Annotated in this window: 12 protein-coding genes; 2 read left to right on the forward strand and 10 right to left on the reverse strand. The window is 66.0% G+C overall.

The features are described from left to right. Positions 1-101: 101 nt before the first annotated feature. Both ACSX1D_RS10965 and ACSX1D_RS10970 read right to left on the reverse strand, forming a co-directional pair. Positions 102-1,691: an ABC-F family ATPase gene (locus ACSX1D_RS10965; RefSeq protein ID WP_439862232.1), complete on the reverse strand. Its 1,590-nt coding sequence runs from the start codon at positions 1,689-1,691 to the stop codon at positions 102-104. 119 nt (positions 1,692-1,810) lie between these two features. Then, positions 1,811-2,089: a peptidylprolyl isomerase gene (locus ACSX1D_RS10970; protein ID WP_208706807.1), complete on the reverse strand. Its 279-nt coding sequence runs from the start codon at positions 2,087-2,089 to the stop codon at positions 1,811-1,813. A 164-nt stretch (positions 2,090-2,253) separates the two neighbouring features. On the opposite strand from ACSX1D_RS10970, the gene ACSX1D_RS10975 reads away from it, so the two are divergent. Both ACSX1D_RS10975 and ACSX1D_RS10980 read left to right on the forward strand, forming a co-directional pair. Continuing rightward, on the forward strand, positions 2,254-3,453 hold the full coding sequence (locus tag ACSX1D_RS10975; RefSeq protein WP_439862233.1) for a PilT/PilU family type 4a pilus ATPase: 1,200 nt from the start codon (positions 2,254-2,256) through the stop codon (positions 3,451-3,453). Between the two features lie 128 nt (positions 3,454-3,581). Beyond that, on the forward strand, positions 3,582-4,184 hold the full coding sequence (locus ACSX1D_RS10980) for a DJ-1/PfpI family protein (protein ID WP_439862234.1): 603 nt from the start codon (positions 3,582-3,584) through the stop codon (positions 4,182-4,184). A 55-nt stretch (positions 4,185-4,239) separates the two neighbouring features. Here the strand turns inward: ACSX1D_RS10980 and ACSX1D_RS10985 are convergent, their stop codons facing one another. The 8 genes from ACSX1D_RS10985 to ACSX1D_RS11020 all read right to left on the reverse strand — a co-directional run bounded on the left by ACSX1D_RS10985 (position 4,240) and on the right by ACSX1D_RS11020 (position 12,506). Next, on the reverse strand, positions 4,240-4,554 hold the full coding sequence (locus tag ACSX1D_RS10985; protein WP_439862235.1) for a cupin domain-containing protein: 315 nt from the start codon (positions 4,552-4,554) through the stop codon (positions 4,240-4,242). A gap of 51 nt (positions 4,555-4,605) precedes the next feature. Then, positions 4,606-4,911: a chorismate mutase gene (locus tag ACSX1D_RS10990; protein ID WP_439862236.1), complete on the reverse strand. Its 306-nt coding sequence runs from the start codon at positions 4,909-4,911 to the stop codon at positions 4,606-4,608. Positions 4,912-4,950: 39 nt separating this feature from the next. Then, positions 4,951-5,433, reverse strand: coding sequence for a DUF3291 domain-containing protein (locus tag ACSX1D_RS10995; RefSeq protein ID WP_439862237.1), 483 nt, complete (start codon positions 5,431-5,433; stop codon positions 4,951-4,953). A gap of 48 nt (positions 5,434-5,481) precedes the next feature. Then, positions 5,482-6,303, reverse strand: a complete 822-nt coding sequence (locus tag ACSX1D_RS11000; protein ID WP_439862238.1) for a GNAT family N-acetyltransferase — start codon at positions 6,301-6,303, stop codon at positions 5,482-5,484. Between the two features lie 226 nt (positions 6,304-6,529). Further along, entirely contained in the window at positions 6,530-8,485 is a 1,956-nt protein-coding gene (locus ACSX1D_RS11005; protein ID WP_439862239.1) for an acetoacetate--CoA ligase, read from the reverse strand. Positions 8,486-8,707: 222 nt separating this feature from the next. After that, the gene (locus ACSX1D_RS11010) at positions 8,708-9,610 is read right to left on the reverse strand and encodes a hydroxymethylglutaryl-CoA lyase (RefSeq protein ID WP_439862240.1); all 903 of its coding nucleotides are present in this window, start codon (positions 9,608-9,610) and stop codon (positions 8,708-8,710) included. 140 nt (positions 9,611-9,750) lie between these two features. Beyond that, complete coding sequence (locus ACSX1D_RS11015) at positions 9,751-11,709, reverse strand: acetyl/propionyl/methylcrotonyl-CoA carboxylase subunit alpha (protein ID WP_439862241.1); 1,959 nt, start codon at positions 11,707-11,709, stop codon at positions 9,751-9,753. After that, complete coding sequence (locus tag ACSX1D_RS11020; protein ID WP_439859427.1) at positions 11,706-12,506, reverse strand: gamma-carboxygeranoyl-CoA hydratase; 801 nt, start codon at positions 12,504-12,506, stop codon at positions 11,706-11,708. The genes ACSX1D_RS11015 and ACSX1D_RS11020 overlap by 4 nt, the downstream gene beginning before the upstream one ends. Between the last annotated feature and the right edge of the window lie 57 nt (positions 12,507-12,563).

Raw genomic sequence — 12,563 nt, forward strand, 5'->3', positions numbered from 1 at the left:
ACTCAGCTGGATTTATCGGCGACATAAAAATGCCCGTATCTTGCGATACGGGCATTTTCTTGAGCGGGGTGCTGGCGCCCCAAGGGGGGCACCAGCCGCGATCAGACCAGCACGCCCTGGCTGCGCAGGTAGTCGTCGTAGGTGCCACTGAAGTCGACCACACCGCTGTCGCTCAGTTCGATGATGCGGGTGGCCAGGGAGGAAACGAACTCGCGGTCGTGGCTGACGAAGATCAGCGTGCCGGGATAGTTCTCCAGGGCCAGGTTGAGCGCCTCGATGGACTCCATGTCGAGGTGGTTGGTCGGTTCGTCCATCACCAGCACGTTGGGCTTCTGCAGGATCAGCTTGCCGAACAGCATGCGCCCCTGCTCGCCACCGGAAATCACCTTCACCGACTTGAGTATCTCGTCGTTGGAGAACAGCATGCGGCCCAGGGTGCCGCGTACCAGCTGTTCGCCGCCCTGGGTCCACTGGCCCATCCAGTCGAACAGGTTGCAGTCGTCGGCGAACTCATGGGCATGGTCCTGGGCGTAGTAGCCCAGCTCGGCACTGTCGGTCCATTTCACCGTGCCGGCATCCGGGCTCAGCTCGCCGACCAGGGTGCGCAGCAGGGTGGTCTTGCCGATGCCGTTGGGACCGATGATGGCCACGCGCTCGCCGGCCTCGATCTGGAAGCTGAAGCCCTTGAACAGCGGCTTGCCGTCGAAGCCCTTGGCCATGTTTTCCACGGTCACGGCCTGGCGGTGCAGCTTCTTGGTCTGCTCGAAGCGGATGAAGGGGCTGACACGGCTGGACGGCTTGACCTCGGCCAGCTGAATCTTGTCGATCTGCTTGGCCCGCGAGGTGGCCTGCTTGGCCTTGGAGGCGTTGGCCGAGAAGCGGCTGACGAAGGTCTGCAGCTCGGCGATCTGTGCCTTCTTCTTGGCGTTATCGGCCAGCAGCTGCTCGCGCGACTGGGTCGCCGCGGTCATGTACTCGTCATAGTTGCCCGGGAACAGGCGCAGCTCGCCGTAGTCCAGGTCGGCCATGTGGGTGCACACACTGTTGAGGAAGTGGCGATCGTGGGAAATGATGATCATGGTGCTGTTGCGCGCGGTCAGCACGTTTTCCAGCCAGCGGATGGTGTTGATATCCAGATGGTTGGTCGGCTCGTCGAGCAGCAGCACGTCCGGGTCGGAAAACAGCGCCTGGGCCAGCAGCACGCGCAGCTTCCAGCCGGGCGCCACTTCGCTCATCGGGCCGAAGTGCTGATGCAGCGGAATGCCCAGGCCTAGCAGCAACTCACCGGCGCGGGATTCGGCGGTGTAGCCGTCCAGTTCGGCGAATTCGGTTTCCAGCTCGGCCACCGCCATGCCTTCTTCTTCGGTCATTTCCGCCAACGAGTAGATGCGGTCACGCTCGGCCTTGATGCGCCACAGCTCGTGGTGCCCCATGATCACCGTGTCGATCACGTTGAACTCTTCGTAGGCGAACTGATCCTGGCGCAGCTTGCCGAGGCGCACATTGGGCTCGAGCATCACCTGGCCGGCGGAGGGTTCGAGGTCGCCGCCGAGGATCTTCATGAAGGTCGACTTGCCGCAGCCATTGGCGCCGATCAGGCCGTAGCGGTTGCCGTTGCCGAACTTGACGGAAACGTTCTCGAACAGCGGCTTGGCGCCGAACTGCATGGTGATGTTGGCGGTAGAAATCACGAATCTTGATCCAGGAAGCGGGCGCATGTGCGCGAAAGGGGCGCGATTGTAGCGGTTTAGCCCGCACAAGGGCAGGGCCAGGGATGGGCGGCGGGACTCTCGTTGCGACGGCAGGGCACTCAGTCGCGGAAGAACACCTGCACCAGGTGATAGCCGAACTGGCTCTTGACCGGACCATGCACCTCGCGCAGCGGCTTCTTGAAGATGACCTGGTCGATCACCCGCACCATCTGCCCCGGGCGCACTTCGCCAAGGTCGCCACCGCGCTTGCCGGACGGGCAGGTGGAGTGTTTACGCGCCAGCACATCGAAAGCCTCGCCGGCGGCGATGCGCTTCTTCAGGGAGGCCGCCTCCGCTTCGGTCTTGACCAGGATGTGGCGGGCCATTGCCTTTGCCATGACGGGTTCCTCATTTTGGCTGGCCGTGTATTGTGCCAGTAATTGCCGCGCCAGCAGAATGACGTCAGCTTCAAGACTTCTGTTTCGCCGGGAGTGCTGGCCGAATCTGGCCTAACGTATTAATTCCATCCAACGGAAGCCCCACCCCCATGGATCTTCACTCGATGCTCAAAGTCCTGGCCAGCCAGGACGGTTCCGACCTCTATCTGTCGACCGGCGCGCCGCCCTGCGCCAAGTTCAATGGCGTGCTCAAGGCCCTCAGCCAGGAAGCCCTCAAAGCCGGGGAGGTGGCGCAGATCGCCCAGTCGATCATGGATGTGGCGCAGCGCGAAGACTTCGAGCGCGAGCTGGAGATGAACCTGGCCATCTCCCTGGGCGGCATCGGTCGTTTCCGGATCAACATCTTCAAGCAGCGCAACGAGGTGTCCATCGTCGCCCGTAACATCAAGATGGAGATTCCCAAGTTCGAGGACCTGAAGCTGCCTGAGGTGCTGCTCAAGACGGTGATGGAGAAACGTGGCCTGGTGCTGTTCGTCGGTGGCACCGGCTCGGGCAAATCGACCTCCCTGGCGGCGCTGATCGATTACCGCAACCGCAACAGCGGCGGCCACATCATCACCATCGAGGACCCGGTGGAATACGTGCACCGGCACAAGAAGTCGATCATCAACCAGCGCGAAGTCGGCGTGGATACCCGCAGCTTCCACGCGGCCCTGAAGAACACCCTGCGCCAGGCGCCGGACGTGATCTTGATCGGCGAGATCCGTGATCGCGAGACCATGGAACACGCCCTGGCCTTCGCCGACACCGGGCACCTGGCGATCTCCACCCTGCACGCCAACAATGCCAACCAGGCGCTGGATCGCATCATCAATTTCTTCCCAGAAGAGCGCCGCCCGCAACTGCTCAATGACCTGGGCAACAACCTCAAGGCGTTCGTCTCCCAGCGTCTGGTCAAGACCGCCGACGGCAAGCGCCGCGCGGCCGTGGAAGTGCTCTTGGGCACACCGACGATCCGCGACCTGATCAAGCGCAACGAGTTCTCCGAGATCAAGGAGATCATGGAGAAGTCGAAGAACCTCGGCATGCAGACCTTCGATCAGGCGCTGATCGACCTGGTCCACGAAGGCGCCATCGACGAGGATGAGGCGGTGAAAAACGCCGATTCGGCGAACAACGTGCGGCTCAAACTCAAGCTCTACCGCGACAATCCTGAGGCAGCGGCCCCGGCGCCTGCCGTTGCCGAGGCAGCGGCCGCCGCGCAGACCAAGGCGGCAGAGGCGGGCGATTGGGCGCTCGAACTGAAGCTGGAAGAGATTGAAGCGGAACAGCCGCCAGAGGACCCGGGGCGCTCGGGCATCTAGAACCAAGCCGCTGTCCGGGATACTACTGTGCGGGGAAAATTCGGCCCAGCTGCAGGTAACACTGCTCGCCGCGGCGGTTTATGGTGCATTTCTGCGTCAATGAAGCTGTGCCGAACAGGAGCGATGAGATGCGAATTGCCGTACTGACATTCGAGGGCTTCAACGAACTGGACTCCTTTATCGCTGCGGGTCTGCTCAATCGCTTGAGTGCGCGCGGCTGGCAGGCGCAGATCACCTGTCCAGGCGAGCAGGCCACCTCGATGAACGGGGTACGGGTGCAGGCGCAACAGCCTCTGGAGTTCGCCAACCAGGCCGATGTCGTGCTGTTCGGCAGTGGTATCCAGACCCGAGCGATTGCCGAAGACCGGACGATCCTCGAGCGCTTGCGACTCGACCCCAGACGCCAGCTGATCGGCGCCCAGTGTTCGGGCGCCTTGCTGATGGCCAAGCTGGGGTTGCTGGATAACCTGCCGGCCTGCACCGACCTGACCAGCAAACCCTGGGTGGTGGAAGCGGGTGTACAGGTGCTGGATCAACCCTTCCATGCCCAAGGCAATCTGGCCACCGCTGGTGGTTGCCTGTCGTCGCCTTACCTGGCCGCCTGGGTCATCGCCAAGCTGGCCGGCGAAGAAGCCTGCGCCGAGGCGCTGCACTACGTGGCGCCGGTTGGCGAGAAGCAGCAGTTCGTCGAGCGGGCGCTGGGCGTGATTCGCCCCTACCTGCCGGACTAGTCGACAGCGTGCCAGCGGGTCCCTGCGCGGCGCCGGCCGCACGGGGACCGAGGCGTCAGGCCGAGGGTCGGAACCATAACTCGATCTCGTCGGTGTCCTCGGCGAACTCGGCGGCATGTTCGGTGCCGGCCGGCACGTGATACCAGTCGCCGACCCCGTAGGTAGTGGTCGAACCCTGCATCGTCAGGATCAGCGCGCCGCGGGTGATCACGCCATAGTTGTCGGTGTCATGAGCGTGGGCCGGGATGTGGGTGCCGGCGGGGTAAGAGGCGAAGAGCACATCGCTACCCTCGGCCGCGAGCTTGTAGGCATCGAAACGGCCGTCGTACAGGGGCAGGGTCTTGATCTTGTCGGGGTACTGACCAGCCATGCTGGAGCTCCTTGTGGGGGGGATTGTCCTGGAGGTGGGGTGACTCTCGGCTCAGCCAGGCTGCTGCTGGGCCAGGGCCGCGTGCTCGGCGAGCTCGGCCTGGATAAAGGCGGCGATCATGCTCCGGTAGACCTGCTCGGTAACCTCCGGGTCGGCACCCAGTTCGCGTGACAGCTCGCGTACCTTGGCGATCACCTGCGCGACCCGTTGCGGCGCCCTGACCTCGTCCGTGTCGCTCTTAAAGCGGGCGGCCTGGGCGACGAAGGCGCCGCGCTCGGCCAGCAGAGCAACCAGTTGGCGGTCGAGGCGGTCGATATGGGCGCGCACTTGGGCGAGAGATTGGCAATCAACGTCCATGTCTTGCTTGTCTCCTGTCAGGGATATGGGGATTGCCGCTCAGTACTGCAACTGGTGCTTCCCCGTTGGCATTCCGGGCTGGGCAAAGGTGAAGGCCGATAGCGAAGGACCCTGCGCCCTGAGCGTCGTCAGGGCCTGTTTGGCTTCTTCGAGACTGGGGACATGTCCGCTCGGCACCCACCACAGTGCCAGGATGGGCTCGCTGGGTTTCTCGAACCACTGCTTCTTGTTTCTCAGCAGGTTCAGGTGAGCGCTGCCGTAGACGAAGCCCTGCAAGGCCTCGAGCGAATCCCAGACCGACAGGTTGACGATGATCCGCTCGTCGGCGAAGACCCTGAGCGCCGTGGCGTCGCCGTCCTCGCTCTGCAGCCGCCAGACGAAGCCCGGGCTGGCTTCGGCCAGCCGATTGATGGACTCGAGCTGCTCGACGAAACCCTGCATGGTGGGCGAGTCGAGCGGCGCCAGGGCTCTGGCGATATTGATCTGGGCCAGTTGGTAGGTGCGGGACCGCGTTTCATCCATGATGCTGTTACTCCCGTTCTGTAACCGGATACAGGCGTTTCCTAGTCTCTATCCGAGTTCGAAGCTGGTGATGCCGAATATGCGTTCGATGGGCATGGCCGGGGCAGCTCCCCGGTACATGCGAGCCGTCTCGAAGGATACCGTCATGTCGTGGCGCTGTGCCATGTCGACCGCTGCGGCATGATTCGCCGGTATATCCAGGAAGATCTCCGCCCCCGCCGGCGCACTGGCCTTGAGTGCTCGGAACAGACGTTCGGCCAACTGCGCGGTATCGGCGAACAGCGGGCCGACCTTGTAGCCGGCGCGGCACCGGCGCAGCACGGCATAGCCGGCCAGCTGCTGGTCGCGCAGGATGCCAAGCGCCGTGCTCTCGGGCTGGGCGATCCAAGCTTGCAGAAAGGTGTCACGGACTTCGGGGAAGAATGCCCGGTCGTAGGCGCACAGATCGGCAAAGGGCAGGCTGGTCAGGGACACGATATCCGCGTCGTTGCACGGTTCATCGCCCGCGACGCCCTGGTAACGCACGTTGGCATGGGCCAGGGCGAAGCCCGACTTGCGGTAGTTGTCCTGCTGCGTGACCACGCCGTCCAGGCCGATGGTGCGGCCGGCGAGGTAGGCCAGGCCGGCATTCCAGATTTGCAGGCCATAGCCCTGGCCCCGGTACTGTGGTTTGACGATGTAGAAACCGAGAAAACCGAAGCCGACGCCGTATTTCACCACCGAGATGACGGCGACGGGCTCATCGCCGAGCAGGCCGATCAGAAAGCCATCGGGATCGGCCGCGTAGTAGCTGTCGGCATCGTGCTGGCCCGGATTCCAGCCTTCCGCCGCGGCCCAGTCGATGGCGATATCGAGCTCCGTGCGGCGCATGGTCCTGATGAGGAAGCGAGGCCTGTGCATGGGGTCTGCCCCGAACAATCAGCGGCAAGGATGCCTGTAGCTCGACGCTAGGCGATCTTCGCAATGCTGTCTATCGTCGGGCAAGGGCAAGGGCAAGGGCAAGGGCAAGGGCAAGGGCAGGGGACTGGTGGCAGGGGCCCTCTGCTTGCGGCAAGAAGCCCGGGCGGGCCGGGCTTCTTGCCGCAAGCTGGTTCACTCAGCCACGCAGTTCCGGAAGGTCCCGATACAGCTCCAGCGCCTGCGGGTTGGCCAGTGCATCGGTGTTCTTCACCGGTTTGCCGTGCACCACGTTGCGCACCGCCAGTTCGACGATCTTGCCGCTGATGGTGCGCGGTATGTCGGCCACGGCGATGATCTTGGCCGGCACATGGCGTGGCGTGGTATTGGCGCGGATCACCTGGCGGATGCGTGCCTGCAGCTCGTCGCTCAGCGACACGCCTTCGCGCAGGCGCACGAACAGCACCACGCGCACGTCGTCGTCCCATTCCTGGCCGATGGCGATGGACTCCAGCACCTCTTCGACCTTCTCCACCTGGCGGTAGATCTCGGCCGTGCCGATGCGCACGCCGCCCGGATTGAGCACCGCGTCGGAGCGGCCGTGGATCACCAGGCCGCCGTGCTCGGTCTGTTCGGCGTAGTCGCCGTGGGCCCAGATGCCGGGGAAGGTCTCGAAGTAGGCGGCGCGGAACTTGGCGCCGTCTGCGTCGTTCCAGAAGCCCACCGGCATGGAGGTGAAGTGGCGGGCGCAGACCAGCTCGCCCTTTTCACCGAGAACCGGCTGGCCGGCGTCGTTCCACACCTGCACGTCCATGCCCAGGCCCTTGCACTGCAACTCGCCGCGCCACACCGGCAATACCGGGTTGCCGAGGGCGAAGCAGGAGACGATGTCGGTGCCGCCGGAGATCGACGACAGGCACAGGTCCTGTTTGATCTCGCGGTAGACGTACTCGAAGCTCTCGTGGGACAGCGGCGAGCCGGTCGAGAGGATGGCCTTGAGCCGTTGCAGCCGGTGGCTGCTGCCCGGCCGGGCGCCGGCCTTCTCCAGGGCCGCGAGGTACTTGGCGCTGGTGCCGAAGATGCTGATGTCCTCGGCGTCGATCAGGTCGATCAGGCGTTCGGCGCCCGGGTGGAAGGGCGAGCCGTCGAACAGCACCAGGGTGGCGCCCAGGGCCAGGCCGGAAACCAGCCAGTTCCACATCATCCAGCCGCAGGTGGTGTAGTAGAACAGGCAGTCATCGTCGTGCAGGTCGGTGTGCAGCCCCAGCTCCTTGACGTGCTGCAGCAGCACGCCGCCGGTGCCGTGGACGATGCACTTGGGCACGCCGGTGGTGCCGCTGGAGTAGAGGATGTACAGCGGATGATCGAAGGGCACCGGGGTGAACCGCGGCTCGCCGCCGGCCTGGTAGAAGTCGTCCCACAGGGCCACCTTGGCGCCGGTGGTGAAGTCCTCGACCTTGGCCTGCGGCCGCGAGTAGGGCACGACGATCAGCTGCTGCAGGGACGGCAGGCGCTCGAGTATCTCGTTGAGCTTGCCGGTCAGGTCGAGGTTCTTGCCGGCGTAACGGTAGCCGGCGGCGGCGATCAGCACCTTGGGCTCGATCTGGCCAAAGCGGTCGATCACCCCCTGGGTGCCGAAGTCGGGCGAGCAGCTCGACCAGGTGGCGCCCAGGCTGGTGGCGGCGAGCATGCCGACCACCGTCTGCCAGGTGTTGGGCATGAAGGCCGCGACCCGGTCGCCGACGCCAACCCCGGCGGCCTCGAGACTTCGCTGCAGGCCGGCGACATGGGCGGCCAGCTCAAGGTAGCTCAGTTGCTCGCGGGAGCCATCCTCGCCGATGGCGACCAGCGCCGGCTGGGCGTCACGGCGACGCAGCAGGTGCTCGGCGAAGTTCAGCGTGGCTCCGGGAAACCAGTGGGCGCTGGGCATGGCCGGGCCTTCCTGCAGCACGGCCTGGGGCTGCTGGCTGAAGCGAATCTCGAAGAAGTCGACGATGGCCTGCCAGAAGGCTTCGCGCTGCTCGACGCTCCAGGCATGCAGCGCCGGGTAGTCGGCGAGCTCGAGGCCGTGGCGCTGGTTGACGAAGCGGCGGAAGGCGTCCATCCGGGTGGCGGCGATGCGCTCGGCCGAAGGGGCCCACAGGGGTTGTTGCATGACGACTCCTCATCTTCATTCGTGTTGTGCCAGGCCATCGAACCTGGCCGATGGCACGCTAGCCTAGCGCTCGCCGCGCGCCTTGAACGGCAGCGACCCTTTTTGCTCGGCTGCCGACCTGGGCCCCGCTGTAGAGCCTGTGCACCGGCCGGATCGCCCCCGTGCCGTGCCCGGCGCTGGCGCTTTACAGCCCGTAAAGCATGGCTGACATCTTTGGTCTGATCAGGCGCCGCCCAGGCGGGCGCGGGCCACCCGCGAGCCGTTTTCCTTACCCAGCACGCTGCAGATTCGCTGGCCGGCGGCGATCAGCCGGTCCAGGTCGACGTCGGTGGCGATGCCCAGGCCGTCGAGCAGGTACAGCACATCCTCGCTGGCGACATTGCCGCTGGCGCCCTTGGCGTAGGGGCAACCGCCGAGACCCGCGACCGAGCTGTCGAACACCGAGACACCCTCCAGCAGGCTGGCGTAGATGTTCGCCAGGGCCTGGCCGTAGGTGTCGTGGAAGTGACCGGCCAGGCGGTCACGGGGAATATCCCGGCCAACCACCTCGATCAGGCGGCGGGTATCGCCGGCGGTACCGGTGCCGATGGTGTCGCCCAAAGACACCTCGTAACAGCCCATGGCAAACAGATCACTGGCCACGCGGGCGACCTGTTCGGGGGCGATGAAACCGTCATAGGGGCAGCCGAGCACGCAGGAGACATAGCCACGCACGCGAATGCCGTGCTGCTGGGCCGCCTCCAGCAGCGGCAGAAAGCGCTGCAGGCTCTCGCCGATCGAGCAGTTGATGTTCTTCTGCGAGAAGGACTCGCTGGCCGCGGCGAACACCGCCACCTCCTTGACCCCGGCCTCCAGGGCCGCTTCGAAGCCCTTCATGTTGGGCGTCAGCGCGGCATAGGTGACACCCGGGCGCTGCTGGATGCCGGCGAACACCTCTCGGCTTCCGGCCATCTGCGGCACCCACTTGGGCGAGACGAAGCTGCCGACCTCGATATAACCCAGGCCGGCGGCGGACAGGTCGTCGACCAGGCGCACCTTGTCGGCGATGCTGATCGGCTGCTTCTCGTTCTGCAGACCGTCGCGGGGGCCGACTTCGACCAGGCGGACGTGGGTAGGCAGGCTCATCGGGATTCCTCCGTAGGGTGCGCTGGGCGCACCGCTTTCTTTCCTCATGGTGCGCATGGCGCACCCTACAGACTCAAGGGAGCCCTTCGTAGGGTGCGCTACGCGCACCGTTTCTTTCTACAGGGTGCGCACCGCGCACCCTACGGGCTCTGTTCTTCCAGCTCCACCAGCAGGGTGCCTTCGGCGACCATCTGGCCCTCGCCGCAGTACAGCGCCTTGACCGTACCGGCGTGGGGCGCGCGGATGCTGTGCTCCATCTTCATCGCCTCCAGTACCACCAGGGCCGCACCGGCCTCGACGACCTGGCCGGCCTCGACCAGCACCCGCACGATGCTGCCGTTCATCGGTGCGGTCAGGCCACCATGCTGGCTGTGGCTGGCTTCGACTTCGGCGATCGGATCGACACGGCTGACAGTGCGCAGTTCGCCGTGGAATTCCAGGTACAGGGTGTCGCCACGACGGATTGCCAGATGACTGCGGCGCTGGCCATCCCGTTCGACCACCAGCTGCTCGCCGCGCAGTTGCGCCGCAGACGGCGCGCTATGGCGCAGGCGCACCACCTGGCGTTCGCCGCCGCAGGCCAGGTGCAGGTCGGTCTCCGCCGGCAGGCCGGCGCGCCAGCCACTGGTGGCGCTCCAGGGCGAGTGATAGTCCTCGTGCTTGCGCCGCACCGGCTCGCTTTGGCTGAAGGCTTCGGCCGCCAGTTGCCAGAATTCGGCGGGCAGGGCGCCGGCCTCGGGCAGCAACTGCTGCTGGTGGCGGGGGATAAAGCCGGTATCCAGCTCGGCGTCGGCGAAGGCCGGATGGGCCAGCACGCGGCGCAGGAAGGCCAAATTGGTCCTGACCCCGCCGATGGCGGTCTGGTCGAGCATGGCCAGCAGGCGCAGGCGCGCCTCCTCGCGGTTGTCGCCCCAGGCGATCAGCTTGCCGAGCATGGGGTCGTAGAAGGGCGACACCTCATCGCCTTCGGCCACGCCGCTGTCGACCCTGCGTCCCTCGCCGGCACTGGCTTCACGGTACAGCGCCAGGGTGCCGGTGGAGGGCAGGAAGTCGTGGTCCGGGTCCTCGGCGTACAGGCGCACCTCGATGGCATGACCGATCAGCGGCACCTGCTCCTGGCTCAGCGGCAGCGCTTCGCCGCGGGCCACGCGGATCTGCCAGGCGACCAGATCGAGGCCGGTGATGGCCTCGGTCACCGGGTGCTCCACTTGGAGTCTTGTATTCATCTCCATGAAGAAGAAATCGCCGCGCTCATCCAGCAGGAACTCCACGGTGCCGGCGCCGACATAGCCGATGGCCTGGGCGGCCTTGACCGCCGCCTCGCCCATGGCGCGGCGCAGCTCGGGGGACAGGCCCGGGGCGGGGGCTTCCTCCACCACCTTCTGGTGGCGGCGCTGGATCGAGCAGTCGCGCTCGTTGAGGTACAGGCAGTGGCCGTGCCGGTCGGCGAACACCTGGATCTCCACGTGGCGCGGCTTGAGCACGTACTTCTCCACCAGCATGCGCGCATCGCCGAACGACGACTGCGCCTCGCGCTGGGCGCTGGCCAGGGCCTCGGCCAGCTCGGCCTCGCGTTCGACCACCTTCATGCCCTTGCCGCCACCGCCAGCGGCGGCCTTGAGCAGCACCGGGTAGCCGATCACCTCGGCGGCGGCGCGGAAGGTCTCCAGGTCCTGGGCTTCGCCATGGTAGCCGGGTACCAGCGGCACGCCGGCGGCCTCCATCAGGGCCTTGGCAGCGGACTTGCTGCCCATGGCGTCGATGGCGGAGGCGGGCGGGCCGAGGAAGAGCAGGCCGGCCTGCTCGATGGCGCGGGCGAAGCCGGCGTTCTCCGAGAGGAAGCCGTAGCCCGGATGGATGGCCTGGGCGCCGCTGGCCTTGGCCGCCGCTATCAGGGCGTCGATGCGCAGGTAGCTGTCGGCGGGCTTGGCGCCGCCCAGGTCGATGGCGATGTCCGCCTCGCGCACGTGGCGGGCGTCACGGTCGATGGCGCTGTGTACCGCCACGGTCTTGATGCCCATGGCTTTGGCGGTGCGCATCACCCGGCAGGCGATCTCGCCGCGGTTGGCCACCAGCAGGGTGTCGATATGGCTGCTCATGCTTGCGGCTCCTGCCAGCTGGGTTGGCGTTTAGTGAGGAAGGCGTTGAGGCCCTCCTGGCCCTCGGCGCTGACGCGGATGCGGGCGATGGCGTTCTCGGTGTAGCGGCGCAGCGCCGGGGTCAGCGCGCCGCTGCCGACTTCGCGCAACAGGCCCTTGGTCGCCTGCATGGCCTGGGGACTGTTCTGCAGCAGGTTGCCGACCCAGTCGGCGCAGGCCTGCTCCAGTTCCCCGGCCGCATAGCACTCGGCCAGCAGCCCCAGCTCGCGGGCCCGCTCGCCGCCGAAGCGCTCGGCGGTCAGGGCGTACCGGCGGGCGGCGCGTTCGCCGATGGCCTGCACCACGAAGGGGCTGATCACCGCCGGGGCCAGGCCGATGCGCACCTCGGACAGGCTGAACAGCGCATCCGTGGCGCCGATGGCCATGTCGCAGCAACTCACCAGGCCGACTGCACCACCAAAGGCCGCGCCCTGGACCACCGCCAGGGTGGGGATGGGCAGCTTGTGCAGGTTGTACATCAGCTCGGCCAGTTCGCGGGCATCATCGAGGTTGGCGTTGTAGTCGAGCGCCGCCGACTCCTGCATCCAGGCCAGGTCGGCACCGGCGGAGAAGTGCTTGCCGCGGCCGCGCAGCAGCAGGAAGCGCAGGCTCTTGTCCGCCTGCACCGCATCCAGGGCGAGGATCAGTTCGCGGATCATCTGCGCGTTGAAGGCGTTGTTCTTCTCCGGGCGGTTGAGCCACAGGGTGGCGACGCCGCGCGGGTCTGTTTCCAGTTGTACGGTAGTGAAATCGTTCATGGTCATTCCTGTAGGGTGCGCCCTGCGCACCGGCGGCCGAGGGGGTGCGCACGGCGC

This window comes from Pseudomonas sp. MBLB4136 (genome assembly GCF_051904765.1).
In the GTDB taxonomy this organism is placed as follows: Bacteria; Pseudomonadota; Gammaproteobacteria; order Pseudomonadales; family Pseudomonadaceae; genus Aquipseudomonas.